A 23,565-nucleotide genomic window follows, 5' to 3' on the forward strand; every position below is an offset into this window, starting at 1 on the left:
CGGTATCAGACCGCCCTCATCAGCAGGGTCGCGGCGATGAGGATCGCCACACCGCCGAACATCGAGACCGCGTACGACCGCGCGAAGCCGTTCTGCAGCCTGCGCATCCGTCCGGACAGACCGCCCACCGAGGCCGCCGTACCGTTGACGACGCCGTCGACCAGGGTGTGGTCGACGTACACCAGGGAGCGCGTGAGGTGTTCGCCGCCGCGCACCAGGACGACGTGGTTGAAGTCGTCCTGGAGCAGATCGCGCCGGGCGGCCCGGGTGAGCAGCGACCCGCGCGGGGCGACGACCGGGACCGGGCGGCGGCCGTACTGGCCGTAGGCGATGGCGACACCGATGACCATGCAGGCGACGGTCGCGCCGGTGATCGCTCCCGCGCTGATGGGCGGGTGGCCGTGCGCGTGCCCGGTGATGGGCTCCAGCCAGTGGATGAAGCGGTCGCCGATGCTGAAGAACGCACCGGCGGCCACCGAGCCGACGGCCAGCACGATCATCGGGATCGTCATCACCTTGGGCGACTCGTGCGGGTGCGGCTCGTTGCCGTTCTCGTCGGGCTGCCAGCGCTTCTCGCCGAAGAACGTCATCAGCATCACGCGCGTCATGTAGAACGCCGTGATGGCCGCGCCCAGCAGCGCGCAGCCGCCGAGGATCCAGCCCTCGGTGCCGCCCTTGGCGAACGCCGCCTCGATGATCTTGTCCTTGGAGAAGAAGCCGGACAGACCGGGGAAGCCGATGATGGCGAGGTATCCGAGGCCGAACGTCACGAAGGTGACCGGCATGTACTTGCGCAGGCCGCCGTACTTGCGCATGTCGACCTCGTCGTTCATGCCGTGCATGACCGAACCGGCGCCGAGGAACAGCCCGGCCTTGAAGAAGCCGTGCGTCACCAGGTGCATGATCGCGAAGACGTAGCCGATGGGGCCGAGGCCGGCGGCGAGGACCATGTAGCCGATCTGCGACATGGTCGAGCCGGCCAGCGCCTTCTTGATGTCGTCCTTCGCGCAACCGACGATCGCACCGAAGAGGAGCGTGACGGCACCGACGATGGTGACGACCAGCTGGGCGTCGGGCGCCGCGTTGAAGATGGCGCCGGAGCGGACGATCAGGTAGACGCCCGCGGTCACCATCGTCGCGGCGTGGATGAGGGCCGAGACCGGGGTCGGGCCCTCCATCGCGTCCCCGAGCCAGGACTGCAGCGGCACCTGGGCGGACTTGCCGCAGGCGGCGAGCAGCAGCATCAGGCCGATCGCGGTGAGCTTGCCCTCGCTCGCGTCCCCGACCAGGCCGGGCTCCCCCTCGCCGCCGAGCAGCGGCCCGAAGGCGAAGGTGCCGAACCAGAAGAACATCAGCATGATCGCGATCGAGAGGCCCATGTCGCCGACGCGGTTGACCAGGAAGGCCTTCTTCGCGGCGGTGGCGGCGCTGGGCTTGTGCTGCCAGAAGCCGATGAGCAGGTACGACGCGAGACCGACGCCCTCCCAGCCGACGTACAGCAGCAGGTAGTTGTCGGCGAGGACGAGCAGCAGCATCGCCGCGAGGAACAGGTTCAGATAGCCGAAGAAGCGGCGGCGCCGCTCGTCGTGCTCCATGTACCCGACCGAGTACAGGTGGATCAGCGAGCCGACGCCGGTGATCAGCAGCACGAACGTCATCGACAGCTGGTCCAGGCGGAAGGCGACGTCCGCCTGGAAGCTCTCGACCTGGATCCAGCTGAACAGGTGCTGGGTGAGGGTCCGCTGTTCGGGGTCCTTGCCCAGCAGGTCGGCGAAGAGGACCACGCCGAAGGCGAAGGAGACGAACGACAGGAGCGTGCCGATCCACTGGCCGACGGCGTCCAGGCGCCGGCCGCCGCACAGCAGTAGGGCCGCTCCGAGCAATGGCGCCGCGATCAGCAGCGCAATCAGGTTCTCCACGATTCTTCCGACCCCTTAGAGCTTCATCAGGCTGGCGTCGTCGACCGAGGCCGAGTGGCGGGAACGGAACAGCGACACGATGATCGCCAGCCCGACGACGACCTCCGCGGCGGCGACGACCATCGTGAAGAAGGCGATGATCTGGCCGTCGAGATTGCCGTGCATCCGGGAGAAGGCGACGAGCGTCAGGTTGCAGGCGTTGAGCATGAGCTCGATGCACATGAACACGACGATCGCGTTACGCCTGATCAGCACGCCGGTGGCGCCGATCGTGAACAACAGGGCGGCGAGGTAGAGGTAGTTGACCGGGTTCACTTCGACGCCTCCTCGGGCCGCTTGAAGGTCGACGGCTCGATCTCGGTCCGCCCCAGCCGTTCCTCCGCGCGCTGCTCCAGGGCCCGCAGGTCGTTGAGCGCCTCGGTGGACACGTCACGGATCTGGCCGCGCTCGCGCAGCGTCTTGCTGACCGTGAGGTCGGACGGGGTGCCGTCGGGCAGCAGGCCCGCGATGTCCACGGCGTTGTGCCGGGCGTAGACGCCGGGGGCCGGCAGCGGCGGGACGTGCTTGCCTTCGCGGATGCGCTCCTCGGACAGCTCGCGCTGCGTCTTGGGGCGCTCGGTGCGCTCGCGGTGGGTGAGCACCATGGCGCCGACGGCGGCCGTGATCAGCAGGGCGCCGGTGATCTCGAAGGCGAAGACGTACTTGGTGAAGATGAGGGTGGCGAGGCCCTCCACATTGCCGTTCGCGTTCGCCTGGGTGAGGCCGTTGAACTCGGCCAGGGACGCGTTCCCGATGCCCCCGACGAGCAGGATGCCGAAGCCGAGCCCACACAGGAGGGCCAGCCATCGCTGGCCCTTGATGGTCTCCTTCAGGGAGTCGGCGGCCGTGACGCCGACGAGCATCACCACGAACAGGAACAGCATCATGATCGCGCCGGTGTAGACGACGATCTGCACGATCCCGAGGAAGTAGGCGCCGTTGGCGAGGTAGAAGATCGCCAGGATGATCATGGTCCCGGCGAGACAGAGCGCGCTGTGCACCGCCTTCTTCATGAATACGGTGCACAGGGCGCCGATCACCGCGACGGTGCCGAGGATCCAGAACTGGAAGGCCTCGCCCGTGGAGGTGGAGTAGGCGGCGAGCTGCGCGCTCATACGTCCGCCTCCTCTTCCTCGGCCGCGCCCGAAGGGCCTGCCAATTGATGCTGTTCGCCCTTGGACACGGCCACTTGGGGCTCGGTGCCCGGCGCGGCCTCCGTGACCAGCCCCCGGTAGTAGTCCTGCTCGTCGGTTCCCGGGTAGATGGCGTGGGGCGTGTCGACCATGCCGTCCTCAAGACCGGCGAGCAGCTGCTCCTTGGTGTAGATGAGGTTGGCGCGGCTGGAGTCGGCGAGCTCGAACTCGTTGGTCATCGTGAGCGCGCGCGTGGGGCACGCCTCGATGCACAGGCCGCACAGGATGCAGCGGGCGTAGTTGATCTGGTAGACGCGGCCGTAGCGCTCGCCCGGCGAGTAGCGCTCCTCGTCGGTGTTGTCGGCGCCCTCCACATAGATGGCGTCGGCGGGGCAGGCCCAGGCGCACAGCTCGCAGCCGACGCATTTCTCCAGGCCGTCCGGATGGCGGTTGAGCTGGTGCCGTCCGTGGAAGCGCGGAGCGGTGGTCTTCTGCTGCTCCGGGTACTGCTCGGTCAGCCGCTTCTTGAACATGGCCTTGAAGGTCACGCCGAAGCCGGCCACGGGGTTCAGGAAACCGGGCTTGGTCTCCTTGGGCTCCTCAGCCATCGGACGCCTCCTTTCCATCCAGAGATCCGTCACTCTGAGTATCGGACCCACCACTGACAATCAACTCCCGGTCGCGGCGCGGGCTGCGCCGCGGCACCGCCGGAAGCTCCTGTCCGGGCAGGGGCGGTACGGGGAATCCGCCCGCCATCGCGTCGAAGCCGGCGGGTTCCTCGGCGGGCCGCTCGGCCGCCTTCGACCGGTCGCGGAACATGTCCGCGACGAAGGAGAGGAGCAGCAGGGCGAGGACACCACCGCCGACGTAGAGGGCGATGTCGGCGAAGTCGTAGTTCTCGTTGCGAAGAGTCCGCACGGTCGCGACGAGCATCAGCCAGACGACGGAGACCGGGATCAGGACCTTCCAGCCGAGCTTCATCAGCTGGTCGTAGCGGACGCGGGGCAGCGTGCCGCGCAGCCAGATGAAGAAGAAGAGCAGCAGCTGAACCTTGATCACGAACCAGAGCAGCGGCCACCAGCCGTGGTTCGCGCCCTCCCAGAAGGCGCTGATCGGATACGGGGCCCGCCAGCCGCCCAGGAAGAGCGTCACCGACACGGCCGAGACCGTCACCATGTTCACGTACTCGGCGAGCATGAACATCGCGAACTTGATCGACGAGTACTCGGTGTTGAATCCGCCGACCAGGTCGCCCTCGGACTCCGGCATGTCGAAGGGGGCGCGGTTGGTCTCGCCGACCATCGTCACGATGTAGATCACGAACGAGACCGGCAGCAGCACGACGTACCAGCGGTCCTGCTGCGCCTCCACGATCGCCGAGGTCGACATCGAACCGGAGTAGAGGAACACCGAGGCGAAGGCGGCGCCCATCGCGATCTCGTACGAGATCATCTGCGCGCAGGAACGCAGGCCACCGAGCAGCGGGTAAGTGGATCCGGAACTCCAACCCGCGAGGACGATGCCGTAGATGCCGACCGAGGCGACCGCGAGGATGTAGAGCATCGCGATCGGCAGGTCGGTGAGCTGCATCGTGGTGCGCTGGCCGAAGATCGAGATCTCGTTGCCGGCCGGACCGAAGGGGATCACCGCGATCGCCATGAAGGCCGGGATGGCCGCGACGATCGGCGCGAGGACGTAGACCACCTTGTCCGCGCGTTTGACGATGACGTCTTCCTTCAGCATCAGCTTGATGCCGTCGGCGAGCGACTGGAGCATGCCCCAGGGACCGTGCCGGTTGGGGCCGATGCGCAGCTGCATCCAGGCGACGACCTTGCGCTCCCAGACGATGGAGAACAGCACGGTCACCATCAGGAAGGCGAAGCAGAACACCGCCTTGATGACGACCAGCCACCAGGGGTCGCGGCCGAACATCGAGAGGTCTTCAGCGGCGAGGTACGGGCTCATGCCTCCACCTCCTTGGGGGCCTCGCCGGCGGGCGTCGCCGGGCCGATGCGGACGAGTGAGCCGGGCAGCGCCCCGGTGTCGGAGGCGACGCCACCGCCGGTGGAGTTCAGCGGGAGCCACACCACCCGGTCGGGCATCTTCGTGACCTGCAGCGGGAGTTCGACGGTCCCGGAGGGGCCGGTCACGGCCAGGACGTCGCCGCCCTTGATGCCGGCCTCGGCAGCGGTGGCGGCCGACACGCGCGCGTAGGCGGCGTGCCGGGTGCCGGCGAGCGCCTCGTCGCCCTCCTGGAGGAGTCCCTGGTCGAGCAGCATCCGGTGCCCGGCCAGAACCGCCTGCCCGGCGGCCGGCCGAGGCAACGGGTCGGCGGTGGCCAGGGGTTCGGCGGCCCGCGGTCCGTCCCAGGGCCCGAGCCGGTCGATCTCCGCACGCGTGGTGCGCAGATCCGGCAGCCCCAGATGTACGTCCATGGCGTCGGCCAGCATCTGCAGCACGCGCGCGTCGGTCGGGGCGAGGCGGCGGGTCATCTGGTCGGGCTTGAGCGCGGCCTCGAAGAACCGCACCCGGCCCTCCCAGTTGAGGAAGGTGCCGGCCTTCTCGGCGACCGCGGCGACGGGCAGCACGACGTCGGCGAGCTCGGTCACTTCACCGGGGCGCAGCTCCAGCGACACCACGAAACCGACCTCGGCGAGCGCCTCACGCGCGCGTGCCGGGTCGGGCAGATCGGCGACCTCGACGCCCGCGACCAGCAGGGCCTGGAGTTCGCCCGTCGCTGCGGCCTCCACGATCTGGCCGGTGTCGCGGCCGTAACGGAGCGGGAGTTCGGCCAGCCCCCAGACGGCGGCGACCTCGTCACGCGCGCGTGGATCGGTCGCGGGACGCCCGCCCGGCAGCAGCGTCGGCAGCGCACCGGCCTCGACCGCGCCGCGCTCGCCCGCCCGGCGCGGAATCCACACCAGCTGGGCGCCGATCGCGGTCGCGGCCCGTACGGCGGCGGTGAGTCCGCCCGCCACGGCGGCCAGCCGCTCGCCGACGATGATCACCGAGCCCTCCGCGCGCAGCACTTCGGCGGCCTTCGCACCGGCCTCGTCCAGGCCGACCCCGCTCGCGAGCGCGTCCAGCCACTCGGTCTCGGTGCCGGGAGCGGCCGGAAGCAGCGTGCCGCCGGCCTTCTCCAGGCCGCGCGTCGCGTGCGTGGCGAGCGAGAAGACCCGCTGGCCGTGCTTGCGCCAGGCCTTGCGCAGCCGCAGGAAGATCCCGGGCGCCTCCTCCTCGGCCTCGAAGCCGGCCAGCAGAACGGCCGGTGCCTTCTCCAGGAGGTCGTACGTGACGCCCGTACCGTCGAGGTCACGGCCGTGACCGGCGACCCGGGCCGCCAGGAAGTCGGCCTCCTCGCCGCTGTGCACGCGCGCGCGGAAGTCGATGTCGTTGGTGTCGAGCGCCACGCGCGCGAACTTGCTGTACGCGTAGGCGTCCTCGACGGTGAGCCGGCCACCGGTCAGCACGCCGGTGCGGCCGCGTGAGGCGAGCAGTCCCTGGGCCGCGATCTGCAGCGCCTCCGGCCAGGAGGCCGGTTCCAGGTCGCCCTCGGCGTTGCGCACCAGCGGTGTCTGAAGCCGGTCGCGCTGGTGGGCGTACCGGAACCCGAAGCGTCCCTTGTCGCAGATCCACTCCTCGTTGACCTCGGGGTCGTTGGCCGCGAGACGCCGCATGACCTTGCCGCGCCGGTGGTCGGTGCGCGTGGCGCAGCCGCCGGAGCAGTGCTCGCACACCGACGGCGAGGAGACCAGGTCGAAGGGGCGGGAGCGGAACCGGTACGCCGCCGAGGTGAGCGCGCCGACCGGGCAGATCTGGATGGTGTTGCCGGAGAAGTACGACTCGAACGGGTCGCCCTCGCCGGTGCCGACCTGCTGGAGCGCGCCCCGCTCAAGCAGCTCGATCATCGGGTCGCCCGCGACCTGGTTGGAGAACCGGGTACAGCGGGCGCACAGCACGCACCGCTCACGGTCGAGCAGCACCTGCGTGGAGATCGGGACGGGCTTCTCGTACGTCCGCTTCCGTCCCTCGAAGCGGGACTCGGCGTGTCCGTGCGACATGGCCTGGTTCTGCAGCGGGCACTCGCCGCCCTTGTCGCAGACCGGGCAGTCCAGCGGGTGGTTGATGAGCAGGAGCTCCATCACACCCTTCTGGGCCTTCTCGGCGACCGGCGAGGTGAGGTGCGTCTTCACGACCATGCCGTCGGTGCAGGTGATCGTGCAGGACGCCATCGGCTTGCGCTGGCCCTCGACCTCGACGATGCACTGGCGGCAGGCGCCGGCCGGGTCGAGAAGGGGGTGGTCGCAGAAGCGGGGGATCTCGATGCCGAGCTGCTCGGCGGCCCGGATGACCAGGGTGCCCTTGGGCACGCTGATCTCGACGCCGTCGATCGTCAGCGAGACGAGATCTTCCGGCGGGACCGCCGCCCCTCCCCCTCCCGAGGGAGCATTGGTGGTCACGGTCATGCGTTCACCTCCGTGCGGTGATCGGCCCAGGCCGTCGACTTGGCCGGGTCGAAGGGGCAGCCGCGGCCCGTGATGTGCTGCTCGTACTCCTCGCGGAAGTACTTCAGCGAGGAGAAGATCGGCGAGGCGGCACCGTCGCCGAGGGCGCAGAAGGACTTGCCGTTGATGTTGTCGGCGATGTCGTTGAGCTTGTCGAGGTCACTCATCACGCCCTTGCCGGCCTCGATGTCACGCAGCAACTGCACGAGCCAGTACGTGCCTTCGCGGCAGGGCGTGCACTTGCCGCAGGACTCGTGGGCGTAGAACTCGGTCCAGCGGGTGACGGCGCGCACGACGCAGGTCGTCTCGTCGAAGCACTGCAGGGCCTTCGTGCCGAGCATGGAACCGGCGGCGCCCACCCCTTCGTAGTCAAGGGGGACGTCGAGGTGCTCGTCGGTGAACATCGGCGTCGAGGAACCGCCCGGCGTCCAGAACTTCAGGCGATGGCCGGGGCGCATGCCGCCGCTCATCTCCAGGAGCTGGCGGAGCGTGATGCCGAGCGGTGCCTCGTACTGGCCGGGGCTGGCGACATGGCCGCTGAGCGAGTAGAGCGTGAAGCCCGGGGACTTCTCGCTGCCCATCGAGCGGAACCAGTCCTTGCCCCGCTGGAGAATCGCGGGAACCGACGCGATCGACTCGACGTTGTTCACAACAGTCGGGCAGGCGTAGAGACCTGCCACCGCAGGGAAGGGGGGACGGAGCCGCGGTTGACCACGACGGCCTTCGAGCGAGTCGAGCAGTGCGGTCTCCTCACCACAGATGTACGCGCCCGCGCCCGCGTGCACGGTGAGTTCGAGGTCGAGGCCACTGCCGAGGATGTTCTCGCCGAGGTAGCCGGCCGCATAGGCCTCGCTCACGGCCGAGTGCAACCGCCGCAGCACAGGGACGACTTCACCACGCAGATAGATGAAGGCATGCGAAGACCTGATGGCATAACACGCGATGACAATGCCCTCGATGAGGCTATGCGGGTTCGCGAAGAGGAGCGGAATGTCCTTGCAGGTTCCGGGCTCCGATTCGTCGGCGTTGACAACTAGATAGTGCGGTTTTCCATCACCCTGGGGAATGAACTGCCATTTCATTCCCGTCGGGAATCCCGCGCCACCGCGTCCGCGCAGACCGGAGTCCTTGACGTACGCGATCAGGTCGTCCGGCGACATGGCGAGCGCCTTGCGGAGCCCCTCGTATCCTTCGTGCCTTCGGTAGACGTCCAGCGTCCAGGACCTGTCGTCGTCCCAGAAGGCCGACAGCACGGGTGCGAGCAGCTTCTCGGGGCTGGTGTCCTTCAGCTCGGGTGCCAACGTCATCACTCCCCCTCCTCGGCCGTAGGCCCTGCCGGGTGGGCGGGGTCGGATGCCGATGTGTCCTGCGGCGCGTCATGCGAACTGAGGTGTTCGGTCGGCGACGGCTCGTGCACCGCACTGTCCTGCGGCTCCTCGTGCGGGCCGCCCTCCCGCGGATGGACCACGCGCGCGGGTGCGGTCTCTCCCCTGGCCAGGCGGAGGCCCACCAGCGACGCCGGTCCCGCACTGCCGCCTGCCTCGACGGCCCCGGGCCGCTCGTCGGGGAAGCCGGCCAGAATCCGCGCGGTCTCCTTGAAGGTGCACATCCGGGCCCCGCGCGTCGGATCGACGGGCCGCCCCGCACGCAGGTCGTCGACGAGACGCTTGGCGCTCGCCGGGGTCTGGTTGTCGAAGAACTCCCAGTTGACCATCACGACCGGCGCGTAGTCGCAGGCGGCGTTGCACTCGATGTGCTCCAGGGTGACCTTGCCGTCGTCGGTGGTCTCGCCGTTGCCGACGCCCAGGTGGTCCTGGAGCTCCTCGAAGATCGCGTCACCGCCCATCACCGCGCACAGGGTGTTGGTGCAGACGCCCACCTGGTAGTCACCGCTCGGCTTGCGCCGGTACATGGTGTAGAAGGTGGCGACCGCGGTGACCTCGGCCGTGGTCAGGTCGAGCATGTCCGCGCAGAACCGCATCCCGGTGCGCGTGACATGGCCCTCCTCCGACTGCACGAGATGCAGCAACGGCAGGAGGGCGGACCGTGAGTCCGGGTAGCGGGCGATGACGTCGCGCGCGTCCCTCTCAAGCCGCTCACGAACGTCGTCCGGGTAGCCGGGCGCGGGCAGTTCGGGCATGCCCAGGCTGACGCCCCGCTCGGAAGAAGAGGTGGTCACCGGTCGACGCCTCCCATCACGGGGTCGATGGACGCGACGGCGACGATGACGTCGGCGACCTGGCCGCCCTCGCACATCGCCGCCATGGCCTGCAGGTTGGTGAAGGACGGGTCGCGGAAGTGGACCCGGAAGGGGCGGGTGCCGCCGTCGGACACGGCGTGCACCCCGAGCTCGCCCTTGGGCGACTCGACGGCCGCGTACGCCTGTCCCGGCGGGACGCGGAAGCCCTCGGTGACCAGCTTGAAGTGGTGGATCAGGGCCTCCATGGAGGTGCCCATGATCTTCTTGATGTGGTCGAGGGAGTTGCCGAGCCCGTCGGGTCCCAGGGCGAGCTGGGCGGGCCAGGCGATCTTCTTGTCGGCGACCATGACCGGGCCGGGCTGGAGCCGGTCCAGGCACTGCTCGACGATCCCGAGCGACTGGCGCATCTCCTCCAGGCGGATCAGGAAGCGCCCGTAGGAGTCGCAGGTGTCGGCGGTCGGGATCTCGAAGTCGTACGTCTCGTAGTCGCAGTACGGCTGCGCCTTGCGCAGATCGTGCGGCAGGCCGGTGGAGCGCAGGATCGGGCCGGTGGCGCCGAGGGCCATGCAGCCGGACAGGTCGAGGTAGCCGACGTCCTGCATACGGGCCTTGAAGATCGGGTTCCCGGTGGCGAGCTTGTCGTACTCCGGGAGGTTCTTCTTCATCTTCTTCACGAACTCGCGGATCTGGTCCACCGCGCCGGGCGGCAGGTCCTGGGCGAGTCCGCCGGGCCGGATGTACGCGTGGTTCATGCGCAGGCCCGTGACCAGCTCGTAGATGTCGAGAATCATTTCACGATCACGGAATCCGTAGATCATGATCGTGGTGGCGCCGAGTTCCATGCCGCCGGTGGCGATGCACACCAGGTGGGAGGAGAGCCGGTTCAGCTCCATCAGGAGCACCCGGATGATCTTGGCGCGCTCGGTGATCTGGTCCTCGATACCGAGGAGTTTCTCGACGGCGAGACAGTAGGCGGTCTCGTTGAAGAAGGACGTCAGGTAGTCCATGCGCGTCACGAACGTGGTGCCCTGCGTCCACGTCCGGTATTCGAGGTTCTTCTCGATGCCGGTGTGGAGATAGCCGATGCCGCAGCGGGCCTCGGTGACTGTCTCGCCGTCGATCTCCAGGATCAGGCGGAGCACTCCGTGGGTGGAGGGGTGCTGGGGGCCCATGTTGAGGACGATGCGCTCGTCGTCGGCGCGGGCCGCGGCCTGGACGACCTCGTCCCAGTCGCCACCGGTGACCGTATATACGGTGCCCTCGGTGGTCTCACGGGCGGATGCTGACTGCGTGCTCACGAGTACGACCTCCGCTGGTCCGGAGCCGGGATCTGGGCGCCCTTGTACTCGACGGGGATGCCGCCGAGGGGGTAGTCCTTGCGCTGCGGGTGGCCCTGCCAGTCGTCCGGCATCATGATCCGCGTCAGGGCGGGGTGACCGTCGAAGACGATTCCGAAGAAGTCGTACGTCTCGCGCTCGTGCCAGTCGTTGGTCGGATACACGGAGACGAGCGACGGGATGTGCGGGTCGCTGTCGGGGGCGCTGACTTCGAGGCGGATCAGCCGGTTGTGGGTGATCGAGCGCAGGTGGTAGACGGCGTGCAGCTCGCGGCCCTTGTCGCTGAGGTAGTGGACGCCGCTGACGCCGGTGCACAGTTCGAAGCGCAGGGCCGGGTCGTCGCGCAGGGTGCGGGCGACGCGGAGCAGGTGCTCGCGTTCGATGTGGAAGGTGAGTTCGTCGCGGTCGACGACCGTCTTCTCGATGGCGTTCTCGGGGAGGAGGCCCTGTTCCTCCAGCGCGCCCTCAAGTTCGTCGGCGACCTCGTCGAACCAGCCTCCGTAGGGGCGGCTCGCCGGGCCCGGGAGCCGGACCGAGCGGACCAGGCCGCCGTAGCCGGAGGTGTCGCCGCCGTTGGTGGCGCCGAACATGCCGCGCTGGACGCGGATCTCCTCGCCACCCTGGCCGCGCTGGCCGGGGAGGTTGGAGGCGGAGAGGTCCTTCTCGGGGTTGACCCCGTTCGACCCGTTCGCCCCGTTGGTGCCGTTCGCGTCGCTCACCGCAGCAGCCCCTTCATCTCGATCGTGGGCAGGGCCTTGAGCGCCGCTTCCTCCGCCTCGCGGGCCGCTTCCTCGGCGTTCACGCCGAGCTTGGAGGTCTGGATCTTCTGGTGCAGCTTGAGGATGGCGTCCAACAGCATCTCGGGCCGTGGCGGGCAGCCCGGGAGATAGATGTCGACCGGGACGATGTGGTCGACGCCCTGGACGATCGCGTAGTTGTTGAACATGCCGCCCGAGGAGGCGCAGACCCCCATGGAGATCACCCACTTGGGGTTCGGCATCTGGTCGTAGACCTGCCTGAGCACCGGCGCCATCTTCTGGCTCACCCGGCCGGCGACGATCATCAGGTCGGCCTGGCGCGGGGATCCGCGGAAGACCTCCATGCCGAAGCGCGCCAGGTCGTAGCGGCCGGCGCCGGTGGTCATCATCTCGATGGCGCAGCAGGCGAGGCCGAAGGTGGCCGGGAAGACAGACGCCTTGCGCACCCAGCCCGCGGCCTGCTCGACGGTGGTCAGCAGGAATCCGCTCGGCAGCTTTTCTTCGAGTCCCATGTCGTTAAAAGCCCCTCAGTCCCATTCCAGGCCGCCGCGCCGCCATACGTACGCGTACGCGACGAAGACGGTGAGCACGAAGAGCAGCATCTCCACGAGCCCGAAAATCCCCAGGGCGTCGAAGGTGACGGCCCAGGGATAGAGGAAGACGATCTCGATGTCGAAGACGATGAAGAGCATCGCCGTCAGGTAGTACTTGATGGGGAAGCGCCCGCCGCCGGCCGGCGTGGGGGTCGGCTCGATACCGCACTCGTAGGCTTCGAGCTTGGCCCGGTTGTATCGCTTCGGACCGATCAGCGTGGCCATGACCACGGAGAAGATCGCAAAGCCTGCCCCGAGGGCTCCCAGTACGAGGATGGGCGCATACGCGTTCACCGCTCCTCGCTCCTCTCAGTCGGCACTGACTGCTGGCGGTTGCACTGAGCCCACAACCGCCTCACCAGTTCCACGAGCCCCGCTCGTCCCGGCGAAGATCGAGAACATGTGAAGCAGGTCACAAGCCCAACTGCCTCGCATCTTATGCCCGCCGCTCTGTGATCTGCGACACGGGGTATTGCACAAGCTTTGTGATCTCCACCACCTGACGAAGGATCATGAAGCCGGATGAGCGGCGATCTTCATACGAGAAGCGTCCGAGTGATCACCAGAGGTGACATTTCCGCTCGCCGCCGCAGCTCAGAGGGGGCGTCTCAATATCAAGAGAGTTCTCTTGCATGCAAATTGGTGCTGGACGGGTCAGCTTGATAGAGGAGCGCGTTCACACATCAGGGGGAGCCCCGAAGCGGGATGTGGACGCGTGCATGCGTTCACGAGCGGCGCGGGGCGGGATTCAGGCACAGGACGCGCACGGCGCCGTAATCGTTGCGTGACCTCCGCCACACCGATGAGAGATCCATGAGAACCGGGCTTGGCCACCTGTCCCAACAAGTGGTAGGCGGCGGGCAATCCGGACTTAATGATGAAAGGCCGTGATCACGGGCGGGATGGGCAGCGTCCGCAATGTCCGTTACGGCGTCAATAAAGGGTGGTGTGCAGGGGAATTGGGGCAGCGATTGAACAACTGTGGCGCAGCACACGTTTCTTGAAGGTATGGAGGAGCCCCTGATACCGGTTGTTCTCATGTCCCACACCGCTCACATACGCAGCCACCGGAAGCCCCGCCGCAGCGCGTCCACGTCGATCGCGATGCGTGCCGGAGTTGCCGGTGGCGTCCTCAGCATGGCAGGCGCGGGTGCTGCCGCCACGGCGAACGCCGCCGAGCCGGTGACGCAGACCATCGAACTGCCCACCCTCACGGGTGACCTGGCCGACCAGCTCTCCCAGTCCGCGGACGCCACTCAGCTGGCGGCGGCGAACTACGAGCTCGACGCCGAGCGTGACGCGGCGGCCGCCGCAGCGGCCAAGGAGGCCAAGAAGGACCTCGCCGAGGCCAAGAAGAAGGCCGAAGCGAAGAAGAAGGCCGAGGAGGCCCGCAGGGCCGCTGCCGAGGAAGCCGTCTCGCGCAGCGCCGAGCGCACCACTCTGTCCGCCTCGGCGAGCACCGACGTGTCCGCTCCGGCCAGCGGCAGCGTCGGGACCGTCATCTCCTTCCTCAAGGCGCAGCTGGGCGACGCGTACGTCATGGGTGCCACCGGCCCCAGCGCGTGGGACTGCTCCAGCCTGGTCCAGGCCGCGTTCAAGCAGGTCGGCGTCGACCTGCCGCGGGTCTCGCAGGACCAGTCCATGCAGGGCACCGACATCCCGCTCTCGCAGATCCAGGAAGGCGACATCCTGTACTGGGGCGGCAAGGGCTCCGCGTACCACGTGGGTGTCTACATCGGTAACGGCCAGTACCTGGACGCGGCCAACCCGTCCAAGGGCGTCGTCATCCAGGACCTCTCCGGGTACCCGGCTTCCGGCGCGGTGCGCGTCCTCTGAGTCGCAGGGATCACCGTAAGGGCCGCAGCCGCTCGGGGGCAGCGGCCCTTACGTCTCGGCCCAGTAGCCTCAGCCGAGGTCGAAGGTGTTGGGCAGGCCCAGCCGGTAGCGCACCTCGTCGATCCGCTTGAGGGGCTCCATCTCCGGAGGCCGGTAGAGCTCCTGGATCTCACATCGCTCGGCGCCCGAATTGTCCGCGTCCAGGAGTGCGTTGACCGCGAGGCGGGCCGACTCGTTGGCGCCCTCCATCGTCGCCAGGTCCACGTCGGTGCGGACATAGTCGCCCGCGAGGTAGAGGTTCGGGACCCTTGTGCGGGCCGTGGGGCGGTTGTAGAGGGTGCCCGTGGGGTGGATGAGGAGTTGCTCGCGGTTGCGCGGGGCGGGGCCGCCGAGGCCCGTCACCGCCGGGTCCATGAACCAGCCGAGGCGGTCCTCGTCCCGGAGCGTGGTCTTGCCGGCGTCGTTCAGGCCGTCCTTCAGCTGGGCCCAGAGTTCGGCGACGACCTCCTCCTTGGTGCACGCCTTGGCCGTCTTGCCGTACAGGATGCCCGGCTTGTCCCACTCCGAGATGATGGCGGAGAGGCAGTCGTGGGCGCGGCCGTCGCCGTAGTCGCGGGAGAAGTCCCGTCCGGCCCAGAACTGGGCCTGGCCGACGGCGGTCACCGACCAGGGTGAGTCGAGGCAGTTGATGTGGCCGTGCACGACCGGGGTGGGCGTGCGCAGGTAGAACATCACGCCGGTCATCCAGTCGGTCCGCAGGGCGTCGCAGCGCGCGAGCTGCGGATCTGCCGCGCGCAGTCCCGGGCCCCACGTCAGCCGCGCGTGCTCGACCGGGAGCGCGGAGATGTAGTGGTCGGCGGTGACGGTACGTTCGTCGCCGCCGTCGCGGGCCGAGACGCGGACCCCGGTAACGCGGCCGGCGTCGTGGAGGACCTCGTGGACCTGGGTGCCGAGGGCGAACTCGACCCCGAGGGAGCGCAGGTGGGTCTCCCAGGGGTCGATCCAGGCCTCGCTGGTGGGGGCGTTGAGGACGCGGTCGACGTCGGCGTCGCCGTCCATGCCGCGGCCGAGCAGGCCCCACAGGAGCAGGGCCTCGATGATGACGCGGCCGACGGTCCTGGTCGACGCCACCTCCGCGCGCGTGGCGACCAGATTGCGGGTCTGGCCGATGCCGAGGAGGGTCTGGTACTCCGCGCTCATCTCCTCGGCGCGTATGAAGTCCCACCAGGCGACCTTCTCCCAGTGCTCCTCGCGGCGGGCGTCGCAGCTGGTGAGGTGGACCAGGAGGCGGTCGGCGAAGTAGGCGGCCTCGTGGGCGGGGAGGCGGGTGCCGAGGTCCAGGGCCGAGAGGATCTGGTCGCGGATCCAGCCGGGGGTGAGGTCGCCGGGGCGCGGCGGGGTGGTGGCGCGGCGGAGCGGGAAGTGCAGGTCGGGGCGGCCGCCGGCGCGGGCGAACAGGGCCTCGGTGCCGCTGACGAGGTTGTCGTGGACGCCGTTCGCGTTGCCGGGGACGGGTATGCGGCGCATGGTGTCCGGCAGGTTCCGGTAGAAGCCGGGGAAGAAGCGGAAGCCGTGCTCGGCGGGGAGGTCGGCGCGGCCGTCGGCGGCGGTTCCGGGGACGGGCATCGAGCGGGCCTTGCCGCCGAGAGTGTCGTAGTACTCGTAGACGGTGACGGCGTAGCCGCGTTCGGCGAGTTCATGGGCGGCGCTCAGGCCGGAGACTCCTCCCCCGAGGACGGCGACGCGTTTGCCTGCGGCGGCCTTCGCCGTGCCGGCGGGCCATAAGGCAACGGCACCTGCGACTCCCCCGGCACCGGCCAGAAAGCGTCTGCGGGTGTGGCCGGTTTGCGCGTGACCAGCGGTCTCCTGGGGCTCGTGCGTGTGTTCTGTTGTCATGAGTCCCGGAGGGTAGGGAGGGGCCGCACGGGCCGGAAGTCTGTTTCGCGTCCGGCCACAGCATCCTCACAACCCGAGGCAGGAGGTGCCCAACAGCTGGGGCCGCCCCGGGATTTCCGTCAGGATCCTCCGCTCTTCATGAGCGCGATGAAGGCGATGAGCAGGCCGACGATCGCGGCCAGTTCGGCGGCCACGGTGAGCATTGGCCGCCGTGACCCGGCGGGCTCGGGGCGGGACGGCCGGCCCGCCCTCGGCGGGGCGGCGCCCGTCCGACCGGTGCCCAGCGCCCTGAAGGAACGGACCAGGGCCCAGATCGCCACTCCGATCAGAAGGGCGAAACGGGCAGCGCCACCCCTACGTCCATCGGTCCCCCTGAGTACCACGCGCTCCCGCGCACTCACCCTTCGTGAGCGCGTGAATCGACTATGGCACCGGGGGGAGATCGTTCGTCACGCCTTGGGCGCCACCTTGCTCAGGCCGTTGATGATGCGGTCCATCGCGTCGCCGCCCGTCGGGTCGGTGAGGTTCGCGAGGAGCTTGAGGGTGAACTTCATCAGGAGCGGGTGGGTCAGGCCGCGCTGGGCCGCGATCTTCATGACCTTCGGGTTGCCGATGAGCTTCACGAAGGCGCGGCCCAGCGTGTAGTAGCCGCCGTAGGTGTCCTTCAGGACACGCGGGTAGCGCTGGAGGGCCAGTTCGCGCCCCGCGGGGGTCGAGCGGGCGTGGGCCTGGACGATGACGTCGGCGGCGATCTGCCCGGACTCCATGGCGTAGGCGATGCCCTCGCCGTTGAAGGGGTTCACCAGGCCGCCGGCGTCGCCGACCAGGAGCAGGCCCTTGGTGTAGTGCGGTTGGCGGTTGAAGGCCATCGGCAGGGCGGCGCCGCGGATCGGGCCCGTCATGTTGTCCGGCGTGTAGCCCCAGTCCTCCGGCATCGACGCGCACCAGGCCTTCAGGACCTCGCGCCAGTCCAGTTCCTTGAAGGAGTCGGAGGTGTTGAGGACACCCAGGCCGACGTTCGAGGTGCCGTCGCCCATGCCGAAGATCCAGCCGTAGCCGGGGAGCAGGCGGTCCTCGCCCGGCCCGCGGCGGTCCCACAGCTCCAGCCAGGACTCCAGGTAGTCGTCCTCGTGGCGGGGCGAGGTGAAGTACGTCCGTACGGCCACGCCCATCGGGCGGTCCTCGCGGCGGTGCAGGCCCATCGCCAGGGAGAGGCGGGTCGAGTTGCCGTCTGCGGCGACGACCAGCGGCGCGTGGAAGGTGACTTCGCGCTTCTCCTCGCCGAGCTTGGCGTGGACGCCGGTGATCCGGCCGGTGCGGTCGTCGATGATCGGGGCACCGACGTTGCAGCGCTCGTAGAGGCGGGCGCCGGCCTTCTGGGCCTGGCGGGCGAGTTGCTCGTCGAAGTCGTCGCGCTTGCGGACGAGGCCGTAGTCGGGGAAGGAGGCGAGATCCGGCCAGTCCAGCTGGAGGCGTACGCCGCCGCCGATGATCCTGAGGCCCTTGTTGCGCAGCCAGCCGGCTTCCTCGGAGATGTCGATGCCCATCGCGACCAGCTGTTTGACCGCGCGCGGAGTCAGACCGTCACCGCAGACCTTCTCCCTCGGGAACTCGGTCTTCTCCAGCAGGAGTACGCCGAGGCCGGACTTGGCCAGGTGGTACGCCGTCGTGGAGCCGGCCGGCCCCGCGCCCACGACGATCACATCGGCGGTGTTCTCCGAGAGGGGCGAGGAGAGAGGTGAGGAGAGTGGCTCGGTCACGTCGGTCACGGCGGGATCTCCCCAAGTTCGAAATCTGTGTGCCGACCGGCACTGGACATGGGCAGTCTATTCAGCAGCATTGATCAACCGTCTGAAGGGCTGCCTCCGTGAACCGAGCTCTCCCTGTCGTACAGCTCCGTGTCCCCACCGACGAGGACGCTGTCGCGTGGCACCGGGTCTTCGCCCACCCGGACGTCATGGAGTTCCAGGGCGGCAAGGCCGCCGAGCTGTCCGTCTACGACGAGCTCACCGCCCGCCAGCGCCGGCACGACGCCGAGCGGGGGTTCTGCCTGTGGACCATGCTCGACGAGGACGGGCAGGTCATCGGCTTCACCGGTGCCCAGCCCTGGGAGCGGGACTGGGGTCCCAGGGGCGAGATCGAGATCGGCTGGCGGCTCGGACGGGAATACTGGGGCAAGGGGTACGTTACGGCGGCCGCGCAGCTGACGCTGGAGCGGGTGCGGGCGGCCGGGGTGCCGAGTGTGGTGGCGATGGTCGACGCCCGTAACGCCCGCTCGATCGCGGTGACGCGACGGCTGGGGATGCGACTCGCCGAGGTGTTCACGTCACCGGGCGCACGGCGGGAGGGGCACTGCTACCGGCTCGATCTGTGACGCCGAGTCCGCGGCCCCCATCCGTGCCTCCGAATCATCCATTCCGGTTACATCACTCCGAGTAACCGACTGCTACAGAAAGGTACTTGCTGCTTCCGGACGGTACCCCCGGGCGGTTACCCTGCCAGTACCGCTGGGGGTGACATCTGTGCGCATAACACCCAAAACGCCCGAGGTGCGAGTACCCAAACTTGTCGGACTGATGGCCATGGACGCGCGCGAGGCAGCGAAGTCGCACGGCCTGCTCCTCAACGCACCGGACCGACCGGACTTCCATCTCACCGTCGTCGACTACGTCGTACGCCAATATCCCCAGCCCGGTGCCGAGGTGCCGCGGGACTCGATGGTCTACGTCTGGTTCGACTTCGATGAGGGCGAGGGCGGCGGAGGCGTACGCGAGCCGCGCATCCCGCGGCCGCCGTCGGGCGGACTGGAACGGGAGCTGGACGAGCCCGGGGACCCGTACCCCGCCGTCAGCTCTGCCTGAACCCGGCGCTCAGCTCTGCCTGAACCCGGCGCTCAGCTCTGCTTGAACCCGCGGTGCAGGGCCACGACCCCGCCCGTCAGGTTCCGCCAGGCCACCTTCGACCAGCCCGCCCCGCGCAGGCGCTCCGCCAGGGCCGGCTGGTCGGGCCAGGCACGGATGGACTCGGCGAGATAGACGTACGCGTCGGGGTTGGAGGACACCGCGCGGGCGACCGGGGGCAGGGCGCGCATCAGGTACTCGGTGTAGACCGTGCGGAAGGGCGCCCAGGTCGGGTGCGAGAACTCGCAGATCACGACCCGGCCGCCGGGCCGCGTCACCCGGTACATCTCGCGCAGCGCGGCGTCGAAGTCCTGGACGTTGCGCAGCCCGAAGGAGATGGTGACCGCGTCGAAGGTGTCGTCCCGGAACGGCAGCTTCGTCGCGTCGCCCGCCGTGAGCGGCAGCCACGGGTGCTTCGCCTTGCCGACCTGGAGCATGCCGAGCGAGAAGTCGCAGGGGACGACGTACGCGCCGGTCTGCGCGAAGGGCAGGGACGAGGTGGCCGTGCCGGCCGCCAGGTCGAGGACCTTCTGCGCGGGGCGGGCGTCGACCGCCTTCGCCACCTCCTTGCGCCACACACGGTCCTGCCCGAGCGACAGCACGTCGTTGGTCAGGTCGTACCGTTCCGCCACGTCGTCGAACATCGAGGCGACTTCGTGCGGCTGCTTGTTCAGGGAAGCGCGGGTCACGTGCTCATTCTTGCAGCACGCCGTCACGGAACGAGCTTGGGCTTCTTCTTCGCGGCCACGTCCTCCACCCACCCGCACAGCAGCACGAACACCGCGATCAGGATCCAGCCGATGCCGAACATGAACCACTGACTCTCCAGCGGCAGGTACTTCTCGAACGCGGGCACGTTCCAGAACTGGTCGATCAGCGGGACGGCGAGGATCAGGGCGATCTCGTGCCAGAGGTAGATCGTCACCGCGCGGGCGTTGAAGATCGTGACGAGGCGGTCGGTGCGGCGGAAGCGGGTCAGCCAGGCGAAGTCGATCCGGAAGTACTCCTTCGCGTACATCAGCAGCGTCACGAAGCCCGCCGACCAGAACGCCTGGGCGAGCGGGATGTCGTCCAGGTCGTACGAGCCGGTCTCGGCCTGGTGCGTGAAGGCGTACCAGCCGCCGAAGGCGATCGCCGCGAGCGAGAGGACCGTGACGGCGAGCGGCTTGAGCCGGCTCAGGACGCCCTCGCGGTGCGCGAAGCCGAGCATCCAGCAGAACAGGAACGTGGCGAGGTCGGTGAGCGCGGTGCCCAAGCGGTTGTCCGGGGGCTCCCACGCGAAGTGGAAGGCCAGGATCGGGGACAGGGACAGCAGCAGCACGGGGATCGGGGCCGGCCGGAACACCCTCAGTAGCAGCGGGGAGAGCAGGACGAACCACAGGTAGGTGCGCAGGTACCAGAGGATCTCGCAGGCCTGCTCGCCCCATGCGTTGCCGGGCGGGTCGCCCAGCGGCACGACCCAGTAGACGATCTGCCGGCCCGGCATCCAGTCGTGGATCAGCATCGCCACGACCACGAAGAAGCCCCAGAACCAGAAGGGGGGAAGCAGACGTCGCAGTCGGCCGCGGATCACCTTCAGCGGGGGTCGCTCCAGGGACTTCGCCATCAGCGTGCCGGCCAGCGCGAACATGATCCCCATCGAGGGGAAGACCATGCCCGCCCACGCCCAGCCGAAGGTGTGGTGGGTGACGACGCGGATGAGGGCGACCGCCCGAAGGGTGTCGAAACAGCGGTCGCGGCCGGGCGGCCGTACCTGCGGAAGCGGTGCGGTGTCCGCCGCCGGGCCCGGCAGCACACTCCCCTTGCTCGGCGGCACTGCCCCGTTGCCCGGCCGCACGGCCCCCTTGCTGTGCGCCCCCATCAGCTCGCCCCCGCCGGTGTCCCGACCTCGCCGGTCCGCTTCAGCTTCTGCCAGCGCAGACGGCCGCCCGTCAGCGCCGTGATGCAGGAGTGGATGAGGACGAGGTACATCATCTGGCGGTAGGCGAGCTGCTGGAGCGGCATCATCAGCAGGTAGCGGTACTGCTCGCGGTCCAGCCGGAAGGCGTACGCCGCGCAGAACAGCTGCACCGCGAGCACCGCCAGCCACGCAAGCAGCGCCGCCTTGAAGTCGATGAAGATCATCGAGTAGACGGTGAACACGTCGATGAGCGGGGCGAAGACCGGCGTGACGATGTGGAAGATGACGACCAGCGGCATTCCGACGCGGCCGAAGCGGCCCGAAGGGCCCTTGTCCGTCAGGGACTTGCGGTGCTTCCACAGCGCCCGCATGGTGCCGTACGACCACCGGCACCGCTGCGACCACAGCTGCTTGAGCGAGCCCGGCGCCTCGGTCCACGCGCGTGCGTGCTCCTGGTAGACGACCCGCCGGCCCGCGCGGTGCATGGCGATGGTGATGTCGGTGTCCTCGGCGAGGGTGTCCTCGCTCATGCCGCCGACCTGCAGCACCGCCTCACGGCGGAACGCGCCGATCGACCAACTGCAGCGGGGTCACGCAGGAAGACGGGGCGTTTGCAGAGGCGTTTTCGGGTTGAGCTCGATCGCTTCTGTTGTACGCGGGCTGCGGGTCGTTGGTGGTCGCTCGCGCAGTTCCCCGCGCCCCTCAGGCGCTCAACTCACCTTCGGCGGTAGACCAACCGGCCGTCGGCCACCGTCGCCACGCACGTCCCCGCACCGCGCTCGGCCAGTTCCGTCTCGTCCCGTACGTCGAACACCGCGAACCGGGCTGCGGAGTGACGCTCCCTCGGCTCCGCGAACATCACCGGCCACTCGGCATCGTACGGATCGAGCGAAGGGGTGCCGCCGGGGCGGCCGAGTCGGCCCATGACCGCCAGGCCGGAGCGGTGCACGGCGTCGCGCACCGCGCGGTTGGTCAGTGACCCGCAGGCCGCCCGGACCGTGCCGTGTGCCAGCATCCGCTGTACCGCCCGCCGTGCGCTCGCGCCCCAGCGGGCGTCGTCCATGGCGAGCGCGGCCAGCGCATCACCGACCAGCGGCTCGGTGCCCAGCTCGTCGGCCTCGCGTGGATCGGGGTGGTACGCCTCCTCCAGCAGCTCGTTGCCATGGATGTTGATCAGGCCGGGCGTCAGGATGCCCGGCCACTTCCGCACCCGCGCCCGCGGATGCGCGGCGACCAGGTCCGTCAACTGCCCCGCGTCCGCGATCCACGCACCCTTGACGACGAGCGCGTTGCCCCTGGAGTCGGCGTGAATCGTCAGCATGGGATCAGCGCGGGCGGATCAGTTGGAGGCGAGGATCTTCAGCTCGGGGTGCGCCGTGCCGCCCTCGATCGCCGTGGACGAGATGTGGGACATGACCCGCTCGTCGACGGGGTCGTTCGCCGGGTCGTCGTGCACCACCAGGTGCTCGTAGGTCGTCGCCCGCTGCGCCGGAACCCGGCCCGCCTTGCGGATCAGGTCGATGATCTCCATGCGGTTGGAGCGGTGCTTGGCACCGGCCGAGGAGACGACGTTCTCCTCCAGCATGATCGAGCCCAGGTCGTCGGCGCCGTAGTGCAGCGACAGCTGGCCGATCTCCTTGCCGGTGGTCAGCCAGGAGCCCTGGATGTGGGCGATGTTGTCCATGAACAGCCGCCCGATGGCGATCATCCGCAGGTACTCGAAGATCGTGGCCTGCGTACGGCCCTTCAGGTGGTTGTTCTCGGGCTGGTAGGTGTACGGGATGAAGGCCCGGAAGCCGCCCGTGCGGTCCTGGACGTCACGGATCATCCGCAGGTGCTCGATGCGCTCGGCGTTGGTCTCGCCCGTGCCCATCAGCATGGTCGACGTCGACTCCACGCCCAGCCGGTGCGCGATCTCCATGATCTCCAGCCAGCGCTCACCGCTCTCCTTCAGCGGGGCGATGGCCTTGCGCGGCCGCGCCGGCAGCAGCTCGGCGCCGGCGCCCGCGAAGGAGTCCAGCCCGGCCTCGTGGATCCGGGTGATGGCCTCCTCGACCGACACCCCGGAGATCCGCGCCATGTGCTCGACCTCGCTCGCCCCCAGGCTGTGGATGACGAGCTGCGGGAACTCCTTCTTGATGGCCGCGAAGTGCTTCTCGTAGTACTCGACGCCGAAGTCCGGGTGGTGTCCGCCCTGGAACATGATCTGGGTGCCGCCCAGCTCCACGGTCTCGGCGCAGCGCCGCAGGATGTCGTCCAGGTCACGGGTCCAGCCCTTGGCCGTGTCCTTGGGGGCGGCGTAGAAGGCGCAGAACTTGCACGCCGTGACGCACACGTTCGTGTAGTTGATGTTGCGCTCGATGATGTACGTCGCGATGTGCTCGGTGCCCGCGTACCTGCGGCGGCGTACGGCGTCGGCGGCGGCGCCCAGCGCGTGCAGCGGGGCGTCGCGGTAGAGGTCGAGCGCTTCCTCTGGGGTGATGCGTCCGCCCGCTGCGGCACGGTCGAGGACGGACTGAAGGTCGGCCTTCTCGGTCACCGGAGCGTCC

At 68.9% G+C, this 23,565-nt stretch carries 22 protein-coding genes and 1 pseudogene; 3 read left to right on the forward strand and 20 right to left on the reverse strand.

Going from position 1 to position 23,565, the window contains the following annotated elements; translation table 11 throughout:
• Positions 1 to 5 precede the first annotated feature (5 nt).
• The 12 genes from nuoL to POF73_RS10425 are packed head-to-tail and all read right to left on the reverse strand — an operon-like array spanning position 6 to position 12,778.
• Positions 6 to 1,919: an NADH-quinone oxidoreductase subunit L gene (nuoL, locus tag POF73_RS10370; protein WP_272114273.1), complete on the reverse strand. Its 1,914-nt coding sequence runs from the start codon at positions 1,917 to 1,919 to the stop codon at positions 6 to 8.
• A gap of 15 nt (positions 1,920 to 1,934) precedes the next feature.
• Positions 1,935 to 2,234, reverse strand: a complete 300-nt coding sequence (gene nuoK / locus POF73_RS10375; protein ID WP_003998919.1) for an NADH-quinone oxidoreductase subunit NuoK — start codon at positions 2,232 to 2,234, stop codon at positions 1,935 to 1,937.
• A complete protein-coding gene (locus tag POF73_RS10380; RefSeq protein WP_272114274.1) occupies positions 2,231 to 3,073 on the reverse strand; it encodes an NADH-quinone oxidoreductase subunit J in 843 nt (280 codons plus the stop codon). The genes nuoK and POF73_RS10380 overlap by 4 nt, the downstream gene beginning before the upstream one ends.
• Entirely contained in the window at positions 3,070 to 3,699 is a 630-nt protein-coding gene (nuoI, locus tag POF73_RS10385) for an NADH-quinone oxidoreductase subunit NuoI (RefSeq protein ID WP_272114275.1), read from the reverse strand. The genes POF73_RS10380 and nuoI overlap by 4 nt, the downstream gene beginning before the upstream one ends.
• On the reverse strand, positions 3,692 to 5,056 hold the full coding sequence (gene nuoH, locus POF73_RS10390; protein WP_272114276.1) for an NADH-quinone oxidoreductase subunit NuoH: 1,365 nt from the start codon (positions 5,054 to 5,056) through the stop codon (positions 3,692 to 3,694). Before nuoH ends, nuoI begins: the two co-directional genes overlap by 8 nt.
• Complete coding sequence (locus tag POF73_RS10395) at positions 5,053 to 7,557, reverse strand: NADH-quinone oxidoreductase subunit G (protein ID WP_272114277.1); 2,505 nt, start codon at positions 7,555 to 7,557, stop codon at positions 5,053 to 5,055. The genes nuoH and POF73_RS10395 overlap by 4 nt, the downstream gene beginning before the upstream one ends.
• Positions 7,554 to 8,903 carry an NADH-quinone oxidoreductase subunit NuoF gene (nuoF, locus tag POF73_RS10400; protein WP_443049474.1) on the reverse strand — a complete coding sequence of 450 codons (1,350 nt, stop codon included), beginning with the start codon at positions 8,901 to 8,903 and terminating at the stop codon, positions 7,554 to 7,556. Before nuoF ends, POF73_RS10395 begins: the two co-directional genes overlap by 4 nt.
• Positions 8,903 to 9,775 (reverse strand): NADH-quinone oxidoreductase subunit NuoE, encoded by an 873-nt coding sequence (gene nuoE, locus POF73_RS10405; protein ID WP_272114279.1) that lies wholly within the window; start codon positions 9,773 to 9,775, stop codon positions 8,903 to 8,905. The genes nuoF and nuoE overlap by 1 nt, the downstream gene beginning before the upstream one ends.
• Positions 9,772 to 11,094: an NADH-quinone oxidoreductase subunit D gene (locus POF73_RS10410; protein ID WP_272114280.1), complete on the reverse strand. Its 1,323-nt coding sequence runs from the start codon at positions 11,092 to 11,094 to the stop codon at positions 9,772 to 9,774. The genes nuoE and POF73_RS10410 overlap by 4 nt, the downstream gene beginning before the upstream one ends.
• Positions 11,091 to 11,852 (reverse strand): NADH-quinone oxidoreductase subunit C, encoded by a 762-nt coding sequence (locus POF73_RS10415; RefSeq protein WP_272114281.1) that lies wholly within the window; start codon positions 11,850 to 11,852, stop codon positions 11,091 to 11,093. The genes POF73_RS10410 and POF73_RS10415 overlap by 4 nt, the downstream gene beginning before the upstream one ends.
• The gene (locus POF73_RS10420) at positions 11,849 to 12,403 is read right to left on the reverse strand and encodes a NuoB/complex I 20 kDa subunit family protein (protein WP_056552623.1); all 555 of its coding nucleotides are present in this window, start codon (positions 12,401 to 12,403) and stop codon (positions 11,849 to 11,851) included. Before POF73_RS10420 ends, POF73_RS10415 begins: the two co-directional genes overlap by 4 nt.
• A 15-nt stretch (positions 12,404 to 12,418) precedes the next feature.
• Positions 12,419 to 12,778, reverse strand: coding sequence for an NADH-quinone oxidoreductase subunit A (locus POF73_RS10425; protein WP_003992243.1), 360 nt, complete (start codon positions 12,776 to 12,778; stop codon positions 12,419 to 12,421).
• 714 nt (positions 12,779 to 13,492) lie between these two features.
• Here POF73_RS10425 and POF73_RS10430 point away from each other — a divergent pair.
• The gene (locus tag POF73_RS10430) at positions 13,493 to 14,320 is read left to right on the forward strand and encodes a C40 family peptidase (protein ID WP_272114282.1); all 828 of its coding nucleotides are present in this window, start codon (positions 13,493 to 13,495) and stop codon (positions 14,318 to 14,320) included.
• A 69-nt stretch (positions 14,321 to 14,389) separates the two neighbouring features.
• Here the strand turns inward: POF73_RS10430 and POF73_RS10435 are convergent, their stop codons facing one another.
• From POF73_RS10435 to POF73_RS10445, 3 genes are all read right to left on the reverse strand, one after another.
• Entirely contained in the window at positions 14,390 to 16,216 is a 1,827-nt protein-coding gene (locus tag POF73_RS10435; protein ID WP_272114283.1) for a hydroxysqualene dehydroxylase, read from the reverse strand.
• Between the two features lie 119 nt (positions 16,217 to 16,335).
• The gene (locus tag POF73_RS10440; protein ID WP_272114284.1) at positions 16,336 to 16,536 is read right to left on the reverse strand and encodes a hypothetical protein; all 201 of its coding nucleotides are present in this window, start codon (positions 16,534 to 16,536) and stop codon (positions 16,336 to 16,338) included.
• A gap of 129 nt (positions 16,537 to 16,665) precedes the next feature.
• Entirely contained in the window at positions 16,666 to 17,985 is a 1,320-nt protein-coding gene (locus tag POF73_RS10445; protein ID WP_272114285.1) for a geranylgeranyl reductase family protein, read from the reverse strand.
• A gap of 98 nt (positions 17,986 to 18,083) precedes the next feature.
• On the opposite strand from POF73_RS10445, the gene POF73_RS10450 reads away from it, so the two are divergent.
• Together POF73_RS10450 and POF73_RS10455 are read left to right on the forward strand one after the other, a co-directional pair.
• Positions 18,084 to 18,590 (forward strand): GNAT family N-acetyltransferase, encoded by a 507-nt coding sequence (locus POF73_RS10450; RefSeq protein WP_272114286.1) that lies wholly within the window; start codon positions 18,084 to 18,086, stop codon positions 18,588 to 18,590.
• 175 nt (positions 18,591 to 18,765) lie between these two features.
• Complete coding sequence (locus tag POF73_RS10455; protein ID WP_272114287.1) at positions 18,766 to 19,077, forward strand: PASTA domain-containing protein; 312 nt, start codon at positions 18,766 to 18,768, stop codon at positions 19,075 to 19,077.
• 32 nt (positions 19,078 to 19,109) lie between these two features.
• Here the strand turns inward: POF73_RS10455 and POF73_RS10460 are convergent, their stop codons facing one another.
• From POF73_RS10460 to mqnC, 5 genes and pseudogenes are all read right to left on the reverse strand, one after another.
• The gene (locus POF73_RS10460; protein ID WP_272114288.1) at positions 19,110 to 19,805 is read right to left on the reverse strand and encodes a demethylmenaquinone methyltransferase; all 696 of its coding nucleotides are present in this window, start codon (positions 19,803 to 19,805) and stop codon (positions 19,110 to 19,112) included.
• A gap of 23 nt (positions 19,806 to 19,828) precedes the next feature.
• A complete protein-coding gene (locus POF73_RS10465; RefSeq protein WP_272114289.1) occupies positions 19,829 to 20,977 on the reverse strand; it encodes an acyltransferase family protein in 1,149 nt (382 codons plus the stop codon).
• Positions 20,977 to 21,591: pseudogene (locus POF73_RS10470) on the reverse strand (glycosyltransferase); the annotation flags it as partial. The gene POF73_RS10465 and the pseudogene POF73_RS10470, both read right to left, overlap by 1 nt.
• 140 nt (positions 21,592 to 21,731) lie before the next feature.
• Positions 21,732 to 22,337: a hypothetical protein gene (locus tag POF73_RS10475; RefSeq protein WP_272114290.1), complete on the reverse strand. Its 606-nt coding sequence runs from the start codon at positions 22,335 to 22,337 to the stop codon at positions 21,732 to 21,734.
• Positions 22,338 to 22,355: 18 nt separating this feature from the next.
• Entirely contained in the window at positions 22,356 to 23,555 is a 1,200-nt protein-coding gene (mqnC, locus tag POF73_RS10480) for a cyclic dehypoxanthinyl futalosine synthase (protein WP_272114291.1), read from the reverse strand.
• Positions 23,556 to 23,565 lie beyond the last annotated feature (10 nt).

Origin of the sequence: Streptomyces sp. HD (assembly GCF_028369295.1) — a bacterium.
Lineage (GTDB): Bacteria > Actinomycetota > Actinomycetes > Streptomycetales > Streptomycetaceae > Streptomyces.

Bases quoted from the DNA above. Each gene is read 5' to 3' on its own strand.
- POF73_RS10380 (WP_272114274.1), bottom strand. From the start codon at position 3,073: ATGAGCGCGCAGCTCGCCGCCTACTCCACCTCCACGGGCGAGGCCTTC.
- nuoI (WP_272114275.1), bottom strand. From the start codon at position 3,699: ATGGCTGAGGAGCCCAAGGAGACCAAGCCCGGTTTCCTGAACCCCGTG.
- nuoH (WP_272114276.1), bottom strand. From the start codon at position 5,056: ATGAGCCCGTACCTCGCCGCTGAAGACCTCTCGATGTTCGGCCGCGAC.
- POF73_RS10395 (WP_272114277.1), bottom strand. From the start codon at position 7,557: ATGACCGTGACCACCAATGCTCCCTCGGGAGGGGGAGGGGCGGCGGTC.
- nuoF (WP_443049474.1), bottom strand. From the start codon at position 8,903: ATGACGTTGGCACCCGAGCTGAAGGACACCAGCCCCGAGAAGCTGCTC.
- POF73_RS10420 (WP_056552623.1), bottom strand. From the start codon at position 12,403: ATGGGACTCGAAGAAAAGCTGCCGAGCGGATTCCTGCTGACCACCGTC.
- POF73_RS10430 (WP_272114282.1), top strand. From the start codon at position 13,493: ATGGAGGAGCCCCTGATACCGGTTGTTCTCATGTCCCACACCGCTCAC.
- POF73_RS10435 (WP_272114283.1), bottom strand. From the start codon at position 16,216: ATGACAACAGAACACACGCACGAGCCCCAGGAGACCGCTGGTCACGCG.
- POF73_RS10465 (WP_272114289.1), bottom strand. From the start codon at position 20,977: ATGGGGGCGCACAGCAAGGGGGCCGTGCGGCCGGGCAACGGGGCAGTG.
- POF73_RS10475 (WP_272114290.1), bottom strand. From the start codon at position 22,337: ATGCTGACGATTCACGCCGACTCCAGGGGCAACGCGCTCGTCGTCAAG.